Here is a 17,163-nt window from a genome sequence, read left to right as displayed (position 1 = left end):
ATGTACGAGAGGCGAGTGCTTTTCCGAGAGATTGTACTCGTCTTATACCGTAAAAAGAATCTTCGCGATTATCGCGAAGATTCTTTTTTTATAGTTCGTTTGAAAAGGTGAAAATATAGACTCTTTCTTTTTATAATAAGCTTAGTAAAAGTCAGTTGAAATATGAACCATTTCGACAAAAAAATAATATACCCCTTGACAGTTACAAATATAACCGATATACTTCATATTAATTTCAAAAGAAAATATATTCTAAATATTACAATGTGTTGAATAGGAGTAGTAAGGTCATGTATTTGTACAGAGAGCTATGGGTTGGTGTGACATAGTCAAATGACATCCTGAACTCGCCTAGGAGCAGTAAGGTGGAACGGAATTACATTCTTAGTAAATCTTAACGGTTAACCTTCGATATTAGGTTTGTAATCAAACGATTACTACTAAGGTGGATTCATAATGGAATCAATAAGGGTGGTACCGCGTTAAGTAAATGGCTTAGCGTCTCTTTATATAGAGATGCTAGGCCATTTTTTTATTATATGGAAGAAGAAATGGAGGGTTTATTTGAATAGGTTTATAAAATTTATTTATTTATATAAAAAGATTTAATTAGGAGGAAAATGAGATGAAACAGACGGAGCAATGGACTTCGAAATTAGGTTTTATAATGGCGGCAGCCGGATCAGCAATTGGACTTGGTGCGATATGGAAGTTCCCTTATATCGCTGGGAAGAGTGGGGGAGGAGCGTTCTTTTTAATATTTATATTATTTACTGTTTTAATTGGACTACCGCTACTTATAGCTGAATTTATGATTGGACGCAGTACGCAGAAACAAGCAGTTGGAGCATTTAAAAGCATCGCACCAAATACAGGATGGCACTGGATCGGACGCCTTGGCGTTGGAACGTGTTTTATACTACTTTCGTTTTATAGTGTTGTAGGTGGATGGGTATTAATTTATTTATTCAGAGGAATAACAGGACAACTGATTACTCCAGGACAAAATTACGGTGCGTTATTTACTGAAACAATTGGGAATCCCGCTTGGGCTATTATGGGACATTTCGCTTTTATGTTCATTACGATATGGGTTGTATCAAAAGGTGTACAAAATGGAATTGAAAAAGCAAGTAAATATATGTTGCCAGCATTGTTCGTTTTATTTGTCGCTCTTATTATTCGTTCGTTAACACTTGATGATGCAATGAAAGGTGTGAAGTTTTTCTTACAACCAGATTTCTCAAAGATTACTTCGGAAAGTATTTTGTTCGCAATGGGGCAATCATTCTTTGCAATTAGTATCGGGATTTCAATTATGGTTACGTATAGTTCCTATTTAAATAAAAAAGAAAGTTTACCAAAATCAGCAATAACAATTGTTGGATTAAATTTATTTGTTTCATTATTTGCAGGTCTTGCTATTTTTCCAGCCGTATTTTCATTAGGAATGGAGCCAACAGAAGGACCTGGATTACTATTTATCGTATTACCATCTGTATTTAGTCAAATCCCATTCGGTGGATTTTTCTTAACAGTATTTCTTGCACTATTTACATTTGCGACATTAACATCAGCATTTTCTCTACTAGAAACTGTTGTTTCAGCATTAGCAAATGGTGAACAAGAAAAGAGAACGAAATTATCATGGCTGATCGGTTTCGGCATTTTCTTAGTAGGTATACCATCAGCGTTATCATTTGGAGTATGGAGTGATATTACGATTTTCGGAAAGAATATTTTTGATGCAGTAGACTACTTATCTAGTAATATATTAATGCCACTTGGAGCACTATTTATTAGTATTTTCGTTTCATTCAAAATGGAGAAGAAGGTACTAGAAGCAGAGTTTTTTGTAGGTGGAAATTATGGAAAGAAAGTAGTTACTTGTTGGGCATTTTTACTTCGATTTGTAGCACCACTTGCAATAATTATCGTCTTCTTAAATGTAATAGGAATTATTTAATATTAAATGTTATAATATTCAGTAAAAAAGGGGTGGTGATCATAAAGGAAAATTTGATAGAAGCAGGGAAATACATGAATATTAGAGGGAAAAAGCTATACGTTGAAACACATGGAAATCCTAAAAATAAGCCAGTCTTATACTTGCATGGTGGACCAGGAGAAAGTTGTTATGATTTTTCATTTCATCAAGCGGAACGTTTAAAAGATTCTCTATATGTAATTATGATAGATCAAAGAGGTGTTTGTCGCTCAGAAGAAATTACTGAAGACGAAGCTTTTGGATTAAATGATTTGAGTGAAGACTGTGAGGAATTAAAAAAAGTATTACAAATTGAGAAGTGGTCTATAATTGGACACTCTTTCGGTGGATATGTAGCATTGCTTTATGCGTCGATATATCCAAGTTCAATAGAGAAAATAATATTTGAAGGACCAACTTTTAATTTTGCATTAACAAGTAGGGCTTTGTTGCAAAAGACAGGGCATTTATTAAAAAAGTATGGAAAAGAAGAAGTAGCAAAAGAGTGCTTTGCTTATTCATCTAGCGATGCTAGTTCAGAAGAGTTGTTAGAAGCTTATATAAGATTAAGCGCTGAATTAGAAGAAAAAAGAATGGAGATTTACAATAATAAGGAAGATAGGACAGATGAGAGTTTATACAGTGATGAAGAGTGGGAAATATTTTCAAATCGCTCCAAAATTCACTTTGATAGATTAAAATTAGAGGGAGCATGTCATACATCATTATTATCAAAAATAAAAGATGTACAAAATCTAATGTTATTAATAGTAGGAAAACATGATGTAGTAACGTGTGAAGAACAAATTAAAACATTTAATAAAGATGCCCGAAACGGCAAGTATATCGTATTTGAAGAGAGCGGTCATTCACCTCATTATGAGGAAGCAGATAGATTTGCAGAAACAGTCATACATTTTTTGAAATGAAGAAAAGGGTGCTTCTATAAATGAGAGGCACCCTTTCTAAATTTCTGGATATGTGATTGTGATGCTAGGCCACTTACTTTGCCAATTCTTTTTTATAACTCTGTTTTTGTACATATGTAATCGTTCTTTCGATTTAAGAAAATGAGCTGTTGGTTTCACTTGTAAGGAAAGGACATCTTCAATACCACATGGGGCTGTTAAGATAACGTTGTTTAGTTCATCAAGTGTAACTCCTAAAGCCGTTGCTGTTTCAGGGAATTTAGATATAGCATTAACAGAAGAAGAATATGGTGGCATATTATTCACTACATGCATACGAGCTTGATTTTTTACAGACCAAGGGATAGTAGCATCAATATTCATTAATTTCGTTTCTAATGATTGTTCGTATATCTCATCTTGATGTAGACTATCATAATAAATCACATCAACATCAGGCATAGCCGTTTTAGCTTCATAGTCATGTAAAGTATCCCAAATTTTAGAACGAACAAATCCGGCACAAATCCACCAATCAGGTAGCTCTAGTGATTTTGCCATTTGTAATACATTCATCATCCATTCGTCGTTTTCTATTAAGCGAATGATATCTTGTTCTGTTTGTATAGTCATTTGTTATCTCACCTGCTTTTTTTTAGAGAGTAAATTTAATTCATAAGCTTTATAATCCATGTAATCCAGTAAGCACCTGGTATGAATAACAGTTGAGCAAGTAATGTACCAAAAAGTCTAGAAATCATTAGCCAAGCATACATTTTACTCATTGCTTCAGCACCTTCTTCTGATTGAAGAGCTCGCTCTGTTAAAAGAGCAATACGTGGATCTAGTAGCACTGTTAATAAAATAGTAGCAAAACCATTAATAAGACCAGAAGCTGTAGTGGCTTTTGTTGCGAAAGCTGGAATTAAAAAAGAAGCATATAGTGCGGAAAGAACTCCCGCTGTATAAATTGCAGTAGCGAACATGTTAATAAGCATTATACGCTTTGGAATACCGCCGATACGCAGTCTATGAATCATTTCTAACTTTGGAAAGCGGACATATTTTTTTGTGTACTTTAATTTTTGAATGTTATTCGTTTTCATCATTCGAATGAAAGAACCGTCTGTTTCAAAGTTTTGAATGACATATCCAAATAGTTTTGTCAAAGTTGGATACAGTATAATCGCAAGCAATGTACCGATAGAAGCAGATAATAGTACAAGACGTATAATATGCTCTAAATCAATAGAAGGATCTAGTTTTGCTTCGTCCACAATCCCGCCAAGTAAAAAGGCTTGTAGTAAGTTTGACGTTCTTGAAATGAGTAATACGATTCCTACGACGGATAATGCGACAGCAATCTTCTTTAAACGAACCCCCGCTAATCGAATACTATAAGAGCTTGTTTCAACTGCGTGGATTACAATTGTGAAAGCCATTATAAAAATTAACGTAATTGACATTTGTTTCACCAGTTTCTATTAAAATAATTGTAACTTTTTTACTGTATCATATCTATCGTATTTTGTAACTGAAAGTATGTGACATATGGAAATGGATTTTTCGAAAAAATAGATAATAATAGTATAATAGGGAGAAGTGGAAGAGATGTTAGCACTTATTTATACAGCAAATTAAGTGGAGGAATGAAGCATGTATAAAACATTTCTATTTGATTTAGATGGAACTTTAACGGATCCGAAAGAAGGGATTGTAAACTCGGTTTTATATGCATTAAAAAAAGTAGGAATTGAAGAAGTACATATAAGTGAGTTAGATTCATTTATAGGTCCTCCTATTCAGCAATCATTCATAGAGAGATATAATATGAGTGAAGGAGAGGTTGAACGTGCTGTTTTTTACTTCCGTGAGTATTTAAAGCAGCGTGGATTGTTTGAAAATAATGTATACGAGGGGATTCTGAAGCTCTTGCAACAATTAAAAAGTTCAGGGAATCGCATATTTGTAGCAACTTCAAAGCCCACTGTATTTGCGAAACAAGTTATAGAGCATTTTCAATTAACGAATTATTTCGAAGACATCATTGGAAGTAATTTAGATGGTACGAGAATAAAAAAAGAAGAAATAATTGCTCATATTTTACAAAAAAATGAAGAACTAAATAAAGAAGAAATGATAATGATTGGTGATAGAAAGCACGATATAATAGGTGCAAATCAGAATGGAATTGCTTCAATTGGTGTTTTATATGGCTATGGCTGTGAAAAAGAACTGACTGAAGTTAGTGCGACCTACATAGTGAAAGATGTTGAAGAACTGTATCATTTTTGTGTAGAGAAAAATTTAATACAGCAGTAAATATAGATTCTAGCAATCCCTTTATAACGTATGACGATGAATTCGTTTCTGTTTAAAGGGATTTTTCATATGTAATCGAATAATTATAATTAGACATTTTTAGCATAAAAATTTGTATGAATAAGAGGAGGGATGTCAGAATTAAAAGGTTAGTAGAAATTTATCAACAAAATTTAGAATATTCTGTTTAATGGAGGGGTAAAATTGGAGTTAGTTATTATATTATTAGCACTAAGTTTACTTATGTTCGTAGCATACAGAGGTTTTTCTGTTATTTTATTCGCGCCGATATTTGCATTATTTGCAGTATTTTTGACAGAACCTAGTTATGTATTACCTTTCTTTTCTAATATCTTTATGGAGAAAATGGTTGGATTTATAAAATTATATTTTCCTGTGTTTTTATTAGGAGCAATATTTGGAAAAGTAGTGGAAATGTCAGGAATTGCAGATTCTATCGCAAAAACAATTATTGAGTTAGTTGGTGAAAAACGTACTATATTAGCGATTGTATTAATGGGGGCTATTTTAACGTATAGTGGTGTTAGTGTGTATGTAGTAGTGTTTGCTGTTTATCCGTTCGCAGCTAAGTTGTTTCGACAAGCTAATATTCCAAAGCGTTTAATCCCTGGAACGATTGTTCTTGGAGCAGTAACGTTTACAATGGATGCGTTACCTGGATCACCACAAATTCAAAATGTAATACCTACAACATTTTTTAAAACGGATATTTATGCTGCACCGATACTTGGGATTGTAGGAGCAATTTTTGTTCTTACAGTAGGTTTACTATATTTAGAGAGTAGACGTAAGAAGGCAAAAGCGGCAGGTGAAGGATACTTTGGTTTTAATGATGGAAATACTGAAATGGCAGCATCTTTGCAAGTAGAACAAAAAAATATGACATTAATTAATAACATTGAAATCACAAGAGCACAACAACTTATTGCATTTATACCACTTATTTTAGTAGGTGTAATGAATAAAGTGTTTACTATTATGATACCGAAGTGGTATCCAAGCGGTTTTGATTTTTCTGCAATTGGTATGAAAGCATTTGGAAAAGTAGAATTAAGTGCAGTAGTAGGAATTTGGTCTGTAGAATTGGCACTTATTATAGGGATCTTAACAACGTTATTATTATATTGGAAGCGAGTAGTAACAGGTTTCCAAGCTGGATTGAATACAAGTATTGGTGGAGCGCTACTTGCAACGATGAATACAGGAGCTGAGTTTGGATTCGGTGGTGTCATTGCAGCACTTCCAGGTTTCGCAATTATGAGAGATGGCATCTCTGCTACTTTCACAAATCCGTTAGTGAATGGTGCAGTAACGACGAATATTTTAGCTGGAATTACAGGCTCGGCATCAGGAGGAATGGGAATAGTATTAAGTGCAATGGGAGATAAATTTATTGCAGCGGCCAATCAATTTGATATTCCATTAGAAGTTATGCACCGTATCGTATCAATGGCATCAGGAGGAATGGATACACTACCACATAACGGGGCTATTATTACTATTCTTACAGTAACAGGATTAACACATAAACAGTCATATAAAGATATATTTGCTATTACAATTTTGAAAACGGTTGCTGTATTTTTAGTTATCGCATTCTATACTTTAACAGGACTCTATTAAAAAATTTGAATCGTAAAGATTCATCAAATCGATAATTTATGTTATAAAATATTAATTAGGATAAGAAGGGGTGGGGGACTTGCAAGAGGTTTCTGAGTTTCGTATGCCAAAGTCGGTATTATATGGAAGGAATTCGCTTGAAAAACTGGGAGAACAATCAAAAAAGTTAGGGAAAAGAGCTTTTATAGTTACTGATACAATTATGGAGAAATTAGGATATGTTGAAAAGTGTATGCAACAACTAAATAAGAAAGGCATTACTGTTAGTACATATAATAAAGTGGATGCTGAGCCTACAAATATACACGTATTAGAAGCGTTATCTCTTTGTAAAGAGGAAAAGTGCGATTTTATTATCGGTATTGGTGGTGGAAGTTGTATTGATGCTGCGAAAGCGGTAGCGGTTTTATATACAAATGGTGGAGAAGTTGAGGATTATGTCCAAAAGGATATTAAAATAGAAAACAATCCACTACCACTTATTGCAATTCCAACAACTTCTGGTACTGGATCGGAAGTTACAAGTGTAGCAGTAATTACGAATAAAAAAACAGATGTAAAAATGATGATGAAGCATCCTAGTTTTATACCGAAAGTAGCAATTATAGATCCGGTTTTGACAAGTTCGTTACCCCCACAAATTACGGCAGCAACAGGAATAGATGCGTTATGTCATGCGATTGAAGCGTATATTTCTAAAGTTTCACAACCACTTACAGATGTACTTGCTCTTTCAGCTATTGAAAGTATTATGAAATATTTACATATAGCATATGAAGATGGACGTAATATGGAGGCAAGAGAAGCGATGATGATTGCTTCTTTACAAGCTGGAATTGCATTTTCTAATGCATCAGTTACATTAGTTCATGGAATGTCAAGGACAGTGGGAGCATTATTTCATGTACCGCATGGAATATCAAATGCCATACTATTACCTACAGTGTTAGAGTTTACAAAAACAAGTGCAATGAAAAGGTTAGCAAAAATTGGACGTAGTTTAAATAAGGATTTGTATTCGAATTCTGATGAGGAAGTAGCAGACTACACACTTGGTGAAATAAAAAAACTTTGCTTTGATCTTCGTATTCCAAATTTAAAAGAATACGGAATCGATGAAATTGAATTTGAAAATGCTATTTCTAAAATGGCATCAGATGCAATTGAAAGTGGTAGCCCAGCTAATAACCCACGTGTTCCATCATATGATGAAATCAAAGAGCTGTATCGAGAGTGTTTTAATTATAAGTATAAAGAATTTATAAAAACATCAGGTTGTTAATTTCAGAATATTCTATAAAAATTTCCTTGGAAATGAAAGTAGAATTATTCTTTATTATTTCCATATTTCCGTTAAAACAAGACTTTATATTCCAAACTTAAAGTCTTGTTTTATTATGTATAATATACACAATAAAACGTTGTTATTAGTTTTATAAAAATAGTTTAGGTAGGTGTTTATATGAAAACGATAGGTCTTATAGGTGGCATGAGTTGGGAATCAACTTCTGAATATTATCGAATTATTAATGAAGAAATAAAAGAGAGAGTAGGAGGGCTACATTCAGCAAAATGTTTGATTAATAGTGTGGATTTTGAAGAGATTGAACGATGTCAGTCTAGCGGAGATTGGGATGGTGCTGGAGAAATTCTAGGGAATGCGGCATATTCATTACAAAAGGGAGGAGCAGACTTTATAATCATTTGTACAAATACAATGCATAAGGTAGTTGAAAAAATAAAGGAGAAAATTGATATTCCAGTCTTACATATTGCTGATGCAACTGCAAAAGAAATTAAAAGAAAAGACATTCAAAAGGTTGGTCTGCTTGGAACTAAATATACAATGGAGCAAGATTTCTATAAGTCACGTATTGAAGAGCATGATATAAAAGTAATAGTACCATCAGGAACAAATAGAGAAAAAGTAAACGAAGTAATATATACAGAATTATGTTTAGGAAAAATAGTAGTTCAATCTAGAGAGTATTATAAAAGGGTTATAGAAGAATTAGTACAAGAAGGAGCACAAGGAATTATATTAGGTTGTACGGAAATAGGTTTATTAATAAAGCAAGAAAACGTATCAGTCCCGATATTTGATACGACCCATATACATGCAATTGAAGCAGTCAAGGTAGCTTTAGATAAATAGATTATAATTATATTATGTAAACTTAATTCGTATATCTGGAAAACATTCAGAAAATACTTTATAATGTAAGTGGTTACATTTGAGGGGGAATGCGTATGTTTTCAGTTCAACCAATCGCATTTGTACATAATGAAAGAAAGGAAATAAAAGATGATGAGTGGGGAGAAGTAAGATCCCGTATAACTTTAACTGAAATGTATGCAGAAAAAAGTATACAAGGGATTGAAGATTTTTCTCATATTGAAGTTGTTTTTTATTTTCATAAAGTAACTGACGAGCAAATTCAGTATTTTGCTAGACATCCTAGAAATAATAAGGATTATCCTGAAGTAGGTATTTTTGCACAGCGCGGGAAAAATCGTCCGAATCGCATAGGTGTAACAATTGTAAAGGTGATCAAAAGAGAAGGTAAATCAATTATTGTTGAGGGATTAGATGCTATTGATGGCACTCCTATATTGGATATAAAACCAATAATGAAAGAGTTTATGCCGACAGAAGAAATACACCAGCCTAAATGGGCAACGGATATAATGAGACAGTATTGGAAGGGGAATGGAGTAAAATGAGAATATATGAGGCAACAATTGCAGATTTAGATGGACTGGCATCAGTTTTTAATAACTATCGCATGTTTTATAGACAAGATTCTGATTTAGAAGGTGCAAAAGTATTTTTACGAAATCGAATTGAGAAAAAAGAGTCCGTTATTTTCGTAGCAGTTGAAGACGGCGAATATATTGGGTTCACACAACTATATCCATCATTTTCTTCCATTTCAATGAAAGAATTATGGATTTTAAATGATTTATTTGTACAAGCGGCGAAGCGTGGAGCCGGAACAGGTAAAAAATTATTAGAAGCTGCTAAAGAATACGCATTAGAAAATGGAGCAAAAGGTGTAAAATTGCAAACAGAGATTGATAATTTATCAGCACAACGATTATACGCTGAAAATGGCTATTTGAGAGATAATCGTTATTTCCATTACGAATTAACGTTTTAAAAAATTAAGTTGAAAGAGGCATTTTCAAGAAAAAGAATTTCTTTGTAATGAGAAATTCTTTTTTATTTTTGCCTAAATTAAAAAACATGACAAAAATAAAACGATATTTATTTATTGTTAAACAATAAACGTTGTGATAAAATTATGTTGCCATTAAATAAGTGAGGTATTGTAAATGAATCTTAAACGAAGTTCAACAATGTTCTTAAAAGTAATTATTTTTCTTGCTGGAATTTCAGTGCTTGCTTTATGCATACTTTTAGTGCCGGAAATGGCGAATTTCGCAGCAAATTTGTATCCTAATATTGCTCCGATGAAATATCTTGTTTTCATTGTGATGTATGGAGCAGCTGTGCCTTTTTACGTTGCTCTTTATCAGGCTTTCAATCTTTTACAGTACATTGATGAGAACACAGCGTTCTCGGAATTATCAGTAAAGGCGTTAAAGAATATAAAGCGCTGTGCAATTACAATCAGTGGTTTGTATGTATTAAGTTTGCCACTTTTTTATTTTATAGCGAAAAAAATGGACCCTCCTATTGGGTTAGTGGGACTCATTATCGTTTTTGCTTCGCTCGTTATCTCCGTTTTTGCTGCTATCCTCCAACGACTTCTACAAGAGGCAATTAACATAAAATCAGAAAATGATTTGACGGTTTGAGGTGGCGGATATGACAATCATTATTAATATTGACGTCATGTTAGCAAAACGAAAAATGAGTGTAACGGAGCTTTCAGAGAAGGTTGGAATTACGATGGCGAATCTTTCTATTTTGAAAAATGCGAAAGCAAAAGCGGTTCGTTTTTCAACATTAGAAGCGATATGTAAAGCTTTGGAGTGTCAGCCAGGGGATATTTTGGAGTATAAAAACGATGAGAATACTCAATAAAAACAGATAACAAATGTAAATAATAGAAGTCAATAAAGAAGGGATAGCCACTAAGCTATTCCTTCTTTACGTTAATTGCTGTTACTAATAAAAAATATAATTTGAATTGCAATGTTTGCGTATCAAAAGGGAACTTGCTACCTTTTGAGGTGATCCGTTTTGTGGAATACAATTATTTGCCAAAAAGGCTATTTTAACTATGTTTTAAATTATTTCGGGTGAATCAAAATTTTCATTTGTATTATAGTTGATTTAAAACCCAGTTTGTTGCATCTTCAAAGTTATCTGCAATGTAGTTTGGTTCAATATGTGCCCATTTGTCTCGGTACGTATGCAAAGCATCATACCCAGCGCCTGTTCGGACTAGAATCGTAGTCGCATTTACTTTTGCTCCTGCAACAATATCAGTCCAACGATCACCAACTACAGCACATTGTGTTAAATTAAGTCCATGTTTTTTTGCTGCTTTAAGCAGCATGCCTGTACTTGGTTTACGGCATTCACAACCATCACCGTGTTTATGAGGACATACATAAATATCATCAAAACCGAAGCCTTCTAATTCTTGTACAAAATCGGCTACAGTTGCTATTCCATCTGCGATACCGGGTTGATTTGTGAAAGAGAAAATTTTTATATTTTTAGCTTTTAGTTTTTGCAAGGATGTTATTGTGAATGGAAATAATGTAAAAGATCCTGGATAATGTATTGTAGTGTCACCACCAATTGTACCGTCACGATCAATGAAAATTGCTTTAATGTTTGTCATAGTTATAGTCCCTTCACTTTATAAAGTAGTTTAAAAATATTTTACAAATCGGTAGCCATTTACTTCATAACCTAATTTTTTGTAAAAAGGATGAGCTTCTACTCTTTTTGTTCCACTAACTAGCCATGTGCCAATGCAATTATGTTTCTTTGCTAATTGCTCGGCATAATCCATCAAAACTTGTCCAATGCCTTTCCGTCGTATGTTAGAATCAACGCTAATAATTGAAATCTCTCCATAACGTGTTACATCTTCTAAATTTTCACGTATACGAAATCCAAGTAATCCAAATATAGCTTCTTCTTCCTCGTAAACATATAAAAAATCAAACGGACTCATTTGTACGAATTGTAGGCGGTTGTTCATATCTTCATAGGAAATAGAGGAACCTTTTAATTCTTTCGTTAAAGAACAAAGTGCGTCTATATCATCTATCGTTGCTTCACGAATTTGAAAAGACATATTATCAACTCCAATAAAATGTAATCAAACATTTAATATTCTGTTAAAAAATGTTTTTTCCTGCTATGAAAATAAATATTTTATAATGATATATAGATAGTTATATGTTATTCTTTTCCTTGATTGTATTGGAAATGGAAAGAAGGGGAATGCATGTTAAAAGTAAATATCCGCTCAGCTGGATATGAAATAGGCGAAAAAACAATTCATGATATAGTTTTTTCTATCGAAAAAGGTGAACTAGTTGCTCTTATTGGAGCAAATGGTGCTGGGAAAAGTACGACGATTAAAACGATACTCGGATTACTTGTAAATATGGACGGTGAAATATCATTCGGTGAAAAGAAAAATCCGTATGCATACGTACCAGAACATCCAACATACTATGATTACTTGACGCTCTGGGAACATATTGAATTATTAATGGCAGCTCGTGGAAGTGAAATGGGAAGTTGGGAAGAACGAGCGGAACAATTATTACATACTTTTCGAATGAATAAGCATAAACATGAGTATTTATCAAAGTTTTCAAAAGGCATGAAACAAAAGTCTATGCTAATATTGGCGTTTTTAACTGAGCCAGATTTTTATATCATTGACGAACCTTTTATCGGTTTAGATCCAGTAGCTACGAAAGAGTTTTTAAATTATTTATATAAAGAAAAAGAGCGCGGGGCAGGAATTTTACTTTGTACGCACGTATTAGATACTGCTGAAAAAATTTGTGAAAGATTTTTACTCATTTCACAAGGTACATTAGTCGCAGATGGACATTTAGAATCTATTCAAATATTAGCGGAAATGCCGGGTAGTTCATTATTAGACTGCTTTGATGTAATTGTAAGGCGTGAACAACATGATTAAACAACAATTTTATAAGAGATTACGCCATGAACTCCAGCGGAAATGGAAGTCTATACGTTCGGTAACAGATTGGACAGTCGCATTATATATTATTATTCCAGCACTTATATTTATGGGAATCTATTATCGATCGCTATGGATAAATGAATTATCAACGGAAGAGACGATTTATTTCGGATTAGGATTACTCGCATTTTATCTAGTAACATATCCAAGAGGAGTTCGTTCATTTTTTGAGCAAGCGGATAGTTTATTTTTAATTTCGTATGCAACACATATGCGAAAATTAGTCCAGTATGGCATGATGTACACATTTGTTCGAATAGCGATAACGAATATAATAGTAGTCGTTATTATGTTACCAGTGTTGATGAAAAGTATCGAAGTAACAGAGATACAAGTCCTATTATTTTGGGTATTCTTTACTATATTTCGATTTATGTTGTCGTTGTTAACGAGATTTGTTCATGTACATGTGGGGAAACGATGGGTTTTATGGATTGTAAAAAATGTAGTATTTTCTATGAGCGTGTCCTTTTTTGGAATTAGTTTATTTTTTATTTATAAAAATCCGTTGTATTCAATTCTATTTATCGGTTTAGTAATTTTCTTAAGTAGTGTATTAGTAAAAGAGAAAATGAATTATAAAAAGTTCTTTTTTAAAGAAATCGAGAAAGAAAAGGAGGAAAGCATGCGCTGGACGAGTGGAATTATGCAAGTTGGTGGTCATGCGGCTAAACCGAGTAGTTCGAATAAAAAACCGTGGATGTTTCCGCGCTCTAAAAGACTTTTAGGGAAAAACGCTGATTCTCGTATTGTCGAATCTTTTTTGAAAGAATTTTTCCGTACAAGTACTGCACGAATATTTTATATTCAAATTGTATGTATCAGTACTGCAAGTATAATTATGACTCCAAGGTGGATTGCAGCTATTGTTCTCGTATTTGCTGTAGTTGCAATTTCTCGCTATGCACGTGATTATTGGAATGAATTTACGAATAAGATGTTTCTTCGTTTATATTGTGATGAAGGGAAATTACTATTGTTAAGATGGAAGGCAGATCGTTATTTACTACTACCAGCAATACTTTTATATGGAATAGTTATACTTTCACAGTTTTATTTATTGCCAGCTGTGGTAGGCAGCGTTGTTTTTATTTTATTAATTGTATGGATTGTATTTGTACCATTAAAAAAGAGCCATTGACGGCTCTTTTTCTAGTCTGTAACACATTGATAAATAAAATATACTAAAACGAGTATACTTGCGGCGGAATACATGACATCTAAAGTCATCTGATCGCCTCCTTATTGTTGTTGTATTTTTATTGTATGAAATCTTACAATTTCATATTCAAGTGAAAAATATGTGAACGTTAACAAAATTGTAAAGTGCAAAAATTACAATCATTTTGTATAATAGAAGAAACCACCGTTATATAAAAAATAATGAGTGAAAGGGGAGGGGACATAAATGCCAAATTGGTTTAGAAAAACCTTAGTCGCATTAATTACCGTGTTTACATTTGGTTTAGTGACGCCTCCTTCCATATTACTTGATAATGCCAAAGCTGCGGACAAGCCTACGAGCACAGCTGGGCAACAAAGTTTGGAGAGCACGTCCTATACATATGAAGAAACGAATGACAGGTTAACCACCGATACTTTTATTACTTATGCAATGCAAGAAGCAGAGAAGCAGTCGATGCAAAAGTTTGGGACTAAAATTGGTCCAGTAATTGAAGATGAGTTTAAAGATGTAATATTACCGAAAATTGAAGAGGCAATTGCTGAGCTTGCTAGTGATGTACCAGAAGATTCACTACAATCATTAGCGATTTCTCAAAAACCAGCTGGTGGAAATAATGAGAAGATTTTTCACGTCTACGATACGAAATCTGGAAATGATTTATTGCGTTTCCATGTAAGAAGAGATCATCCACCGCAAGATGGTTATTATTTTAATTTCCATTACCACCGTTTTGATGATGGATACTCTGGACATCATGAGTTAGGAAATATTTATTGGAATACGAATGTACCACCGAAATGGTTGTCTTAAAAAGAACAAGAGAAAATCTTGTTCTTTTTTATTTTTATAGAAGGGACAGACAACTATGTTGTTGAATAACATAGGTTTAGAAAAAAGAAGCAAAGGGAGTATGGGAATGCAAAAATATATTGTTTTTGACTTTGATGGCACATTAGTAGATTCACAAAATATATTTGTACCGATTTATAATCAACTTGCTGAAAAACATGGGTATAAAGCAGTAAAGGAAGACGAAATTGAACATTTGCGTAAATTAACGATGCCAGAGAGATGTAAACAACTTAATGTACCACTGTATAAACTACCGATATTAGCGTTGGAATTTTATAAATTATATCAGCCTGCTATAAAAAATCTCGTTTTGTTCCATGGGATGAAAGAAGTATTAGATGAACTACATAAAAAAGGCTACGGAATTGCAGTCATATCATCGAACTCAGAAGAGCATATTCGGGCGTTTTTACACAAGAATGGTATCGAAAATATTCAAGAAGTGTATTGTTCTAAAAATTTGTTTGGTAAAGATAAAATGATAAAAAGATTTTTGAAATCAAAAAAAATAACAGAGAAAGATATGTTATATGTCGGTGATGAACAGCGAGACGTAGCAGCATGTAAAAAGGCTGGAGTGAACGTAATTTGGGTATCTTGGGGATATGATGTTATTGAAACAGTGAAAAAAGATGCACCAGATTACATGGTTCATAAGCCGATGGAAATTGTGCAAGTAGTACAAGGAGCGTATTCTTAATATGAATACACTGCGAGCGGGCATTCATCATATTGAATTTTGGGTAGCAAATTTAGAGGAATCCATTTCTTTTTATAATAAGTTGTTTTCCATAATTGGGTGGAGAAAGTTAAATGAAATAGCATATAGCACAGGAGAAAGTGAAATATACTTTAAAGAAGTAGATGAGGAAATTGTTAGGACGTTAGGGCCTAGACATATTTGTTATCAAGCTATTCATAGAGAAGTAGTTGAGGAAGTAGCAGATTTTCTTTCTAGTACGAAAGTGAAGGTAATACGTGGTCCAATTGAAATGAATCATTATTCGGAAGGTTACTATACGATTGATTTTTACGATCCGAATGGATTTATTGTAGAAGTTGCCTATACACCAAATGCAGAAATGTAAGGGGAATAGATATGAAGATAATTACAGCATGGCAAAATAATATACAAATAGTAAAAGATGCAGTGGATATTAAAGAAATTTCTAAAGGTTTTTCGCCTGATAAGAAATATATAATTACGAGTACGAATAATGAAAAATATTTATTGCGGACAGGCGATATAAAAGAGTATGAAAGAAAGAAAATAGAGTTTCAAATTTTAAATGAAATGCAAAATCGTAGTGTGCAAGCACAAAAACCAATTGAAATGGGTTTGTTGGCAGAAGAAGGTTTATGCTATGGCATTTTTTCATATTTAGAAGGGGAGGATGCGAAGAAGCTATTGCCTACGTATTCACCAAAAGAACAATATGATATTGGTATAGAGGCAGGAAAAGATTTAGCAAAAATGCATACATATGAAGCTCCTAATAATATACTTCCATGGTATGAAAGAGCAATGAAAAAACATAGTAAATATTTAGAGGCATATAAAACATGTGGAATAAACATAAAAAATGATGATAAAATCATAAAGTTTATTGAAGAAAATGAAATATCTTTAAAGAACCGCCCCAATCGATTTCAACACGATGATTTTCATTTAGAAAATATAATTGTACGGGATGGAAAATATGTAGGTGTTGTTGATTTTAATGGCTACGACTGGGGCGACCCACTTCATGATTTTGTGAAAATTGCACTGTTTGCAAGGGATATTAGTATTCCGTATTCAATCGGACAAATAGAAGGATACTTTAATAGAAAAATACCAGAGGAATTCTGGAAATTATACACGGTGTACGTTGGTATGACAGTTTTCTCCTCAGTTGTCTGGACATTACGAGCAGCGCCGCATATGTTAGATGATATGTTAGAGCGCCTTACTATAGTTTTAGAGGATCATAATAACTTTGAGTTATCGAAGCCAATTTGGTTTCAATCAGATAAGATTGATATGAAATAGAAAAGGTAGGTGTGATTCGC

The 17,163-nt window shown here is 33.2% G+C and carries 20 protein-coding genes and 1 other annotated feature; of the genes, 16 read left to right on the top strand and 4 right to left on the bottom strand.

Going from position 1 to position 17,163, the window contains the following annotated elements:
- Positions 1-260 precede the first annotated feature (260 nt).
- Positions 261-509 (top strand) — a binding site (T-box leader).
- A gap of 116 nt (positions 510-625) precedes the next feature.
- Positions 626-1,966, top strand: coding sequence for a sodium-dependent transporter (locus tag MR107_RS12710; RefSeq protein ID WP_242292412.1), 1,341 nt, complete (start codon positions 626-628; stop codon positions 1,964-1,966).
- 74 nt (positions 1,967-2,040) lie between these two features.
- Positions 2,041-2,916, top strand: a complete 876-nt coding sequence (locus MR107_RS12705; protein ID WP_242292411.1) for an alpha/beta fold hydrolase — start codon at positions 2,041-2,043, stop codon at positions 2,914-2,916.
- Between the two features lie 36 nt (positions 2,917-2,952).
- Here MR107_RS12705 and MR107_RS12700 read toward each other — a convergent pair whose 3' ends face one another.
- Both MR107_RS12700 and MR107_RS12695 read right to left on the bottom strand, forming a co-directional pair.
- Positions 2,953-3,528: a nucleotidyltransferase family protein gene (locus tag MR107_RS12700; RefSeq protein WP_000155287.1), complete on the bottom strand. Its 576-nt coding sequence runs from the start codon at positions 3,526-3,528 to the stop codon at positions 2,953-2,955.
- Between the two features lie 35 nt (positions 3,529-3,563).
- Positions 3,564-4,361: a lipid II flippase Amj family protein gene (locus MR107_RS12695; protein ID WP_000028911.1), complete on the bottom strand. Its 798-nt coding sequence runs from the start codon at positions 4,359-4,361 to the stop codon at positions 3,564-3,566.
- A gap of 190 nt (positions 4,362-4,551) precedes the next feature.
- Between MR107_RS12695 and MR107_RS12690 the strand changes: the two genes are divergently transcribed.
- The 8 genes from MR107_RS12690 to MR107_RS12655 all read left to right on the top strand — a co-directional run bounded on the left by MR107_RS12690 (position 4,552) and on the right by MR107_RS12655 (position 10,912).
- On the top strand, positions 4,552-5,217 hold the full coding sequence (locus MR107_RS12690; RefSeq protein ID WP_048656763.1) for an HAD family hydrolase: 666 nt from the start codon (positions 4,552-4,554) through the stop codon (positions 5,215-5,217).
- A 204-nt stretch (positions 5,218-5,421) separates the two neighbouring features.
- The gene (locus MR107_RS12685; protein WP_048656764.1) at positions 5,422-6,861 is read left to right on the top strand and encodes a GntP family permease; all 1,440 of its coding nucleotides are present in this window, start codon (positions 5,422-5,424) and stop codon (positions 6,859-6,861) included.
- 79 nt (positions 6,862-6,940) lie between these two features.
- Complete coding sequence (locus MR107_RS12680) at positions 6,941-8,143, top strand: iron-containing alcohol dehydrogenase (RefSeq protein WP_242292410.1); 1,203 nt, start codon at positions 6,941-6,943, stop codon at positions 8,141-8,143.
- 180 nt (positions 8,144-8,323) lie between these two features.
- Positions 8,324-9,016 carry an aspartate/glutamate racemase family protein gene (locus tag MR107_RS12675; protein ID WP_242292409.1) on the top strand — a complete coding sequence of 231 codons (693 nt, stop codon included), beginning with the start codon at positions 8,324-8,326 and terminating at the stop codon, positions 9,014-9,016.
- 95 nt (positions 9,017-9,111) lie between these two features.
- Complete coding sequence (locus MR107_RS12670) at positions 9,112-9,585, top strand: SAM-dependent methyltransferase (protein ID WP_000493257.1); 474 nt, start codon at positions 9,112-9,114, stop codon at positions 9,583-9,585.
- The gene (locus tag MR107_RS12665; protein WP_001223866.1) at positions 9,582-10,022 is read left to right on the top strand and encodes a GNAT family N-acetyltransferase; all 441 of its coding nucleotides are present in this window, start codon (positions 9,582-9,584) and stop codon (positions 10,020-10,022) included. Before MR107_RS12670 ends, MR107_RS12665 begins: the two co-directional genes overlap by 4 nt.
- Positions 10,023-10,197: 175 nt before the next feature.
- Entirely contained in the window at positions 10,198-10,683 is a 486-nt protein-coding gene (locus MR107_RS12660) for a DUF2975 domain-containing protein (protein WP_071740321.1), read from the top strand.
- Between the two features lie 10 nt (positions 10,684-10,693).
- Positions 10,694-10,912 carry a helix-turn-helix domain-containing protein gene (locus MR107_RS12655; RefSeq protein WP_000152532.1) on the top strand — a complete coding sequence of 73 codons (219 nt, stop codon included), beginning with the start codon at positions 10,694-10,696 and terminating at the stop codon, positions 10,910-10,912.
- A 241-nt stretch (positions 10,913-11,153) separates the two neighbouring features.
- On the opposite strand, the gene MR107_RS12650 is transcribed toward MR107_RS12655, so the two are convergent.
- The gene (locus MR107_RS12650; RefSeq protein ID WP_048656767.1) at positions 11,154-11,681 is read right to left on the bottom strand and encodes an HAD-IIIA family hydrolase; all 528 of its coding nucleotides are present in this window, start codon (positions 11,679-11,681) and stop codon (positions 11,154-11,156) included.
- Between the two features lie 30 nt (positions 11,682-11,711).
- Entirely contained in the window at positions 11,712-12,143 is a 432-nt protein-coding gene (locus MR107_RS12645) for a GNAT family N-acetyltransferase (protein WP_000009777.1), read from the bottom strand.
- A gap of 153 nt (positions 12,144-12,296) precedes the next feature.
- Between MR107_RS12645 and MR107_RS12640 the strand changes: the two genes are divergently transcribed.
- The 6 genes from MR107_RS12640 (at position 12,297) to MR107_RS12615 (ending at position 17,143) form a co-directional block, all read left to right on the top strand.
- Positions 12,297-13,007, top strand: a complete 711-nt coding sequence (locus tag MR107_RS12640; protein WP_000921912.1) for an ABC transporter ATP-binding protein — start codon at positions 12,297-12,299, stop codon at positions 13,005-13,007.
- Positions 13,000-14,214, top strand: coding sequence for an ABC transporter permease (locus tag MR107_RS12635; protein WP_242244823.1), 1,215 nt, complete (start codon positions 13,000-13,002; stop codon positions 14,212-14,214). The genes MR107_RS12640 and MR107_RS12635 overlap by 8 nt, the downstream gene beginning before the upstream one ends.
- A 267-nt stretch (positions 14,215-14,481) precedes the next feature.
- Complete coding sequence (locus tag MR107_RS12630) at positions 14,482-15,069, top strand: YpjP family protein (RefSeq protein WP_001134421.1); 588 nt, start codon at positions 14,482-14,484, stop codon at positions 15,067-15,069.
- 106 nt (positions 15,070-15,175) lie between these two features.
- The gene (locus MR107_RS12625) at positions 15,176-15,811 is read left to right on the top strand and encodes an HAD family hydrolase (RefSeq protein WP_025687389.1); all 636 of its coding nucleotides are present in this window, start codon (positions 15,176-15,178) and stop codon (positions 15,809-15,811) included.
- 1 nt (position 15,812) lies between these two features.
- The gene (locus MR107_RS12620) at positions 15,813-16,199 is read left to right on the top strand and encodes a VOC family protein (protein ID WP_001094664.1); all 387 of its coding nucleotides are present in this window, start codon (positions 15,813-15,815) and stop codon (positions 16,197-16,199) included.
- A gap of 11 nt (positions 16,200-16,210) precedes the next feature.
- Positions 16,211-17,143: an aminoglycoside phosphotransferase family protein gene (locus tag MR107_RS12615; protein ID WP_078404046.1), complete on the top strand. Its 933-nt coding sequence runs from the start codon at positions 16,211-16,213 to the stop codon at positions 17,141-17,143.
- Positions 17,144-17,163: the final 20 nt, after the last annotated feature.

Source organism: Bacillus cereus group sp. BfR-BA-01441 (assembly GCF_022663075.1).
GTDB classification, from domain to species: Bacteria; Bacillota; Bacilli; order Bacillales; family Bacillaceae_G; genus Bacillus_A; species Bacillus_A cereus.
Note: the sequence above shows the minus strand (reverse complement) of the source record. Positions and strands in the feature narration are given on the sequence as shown.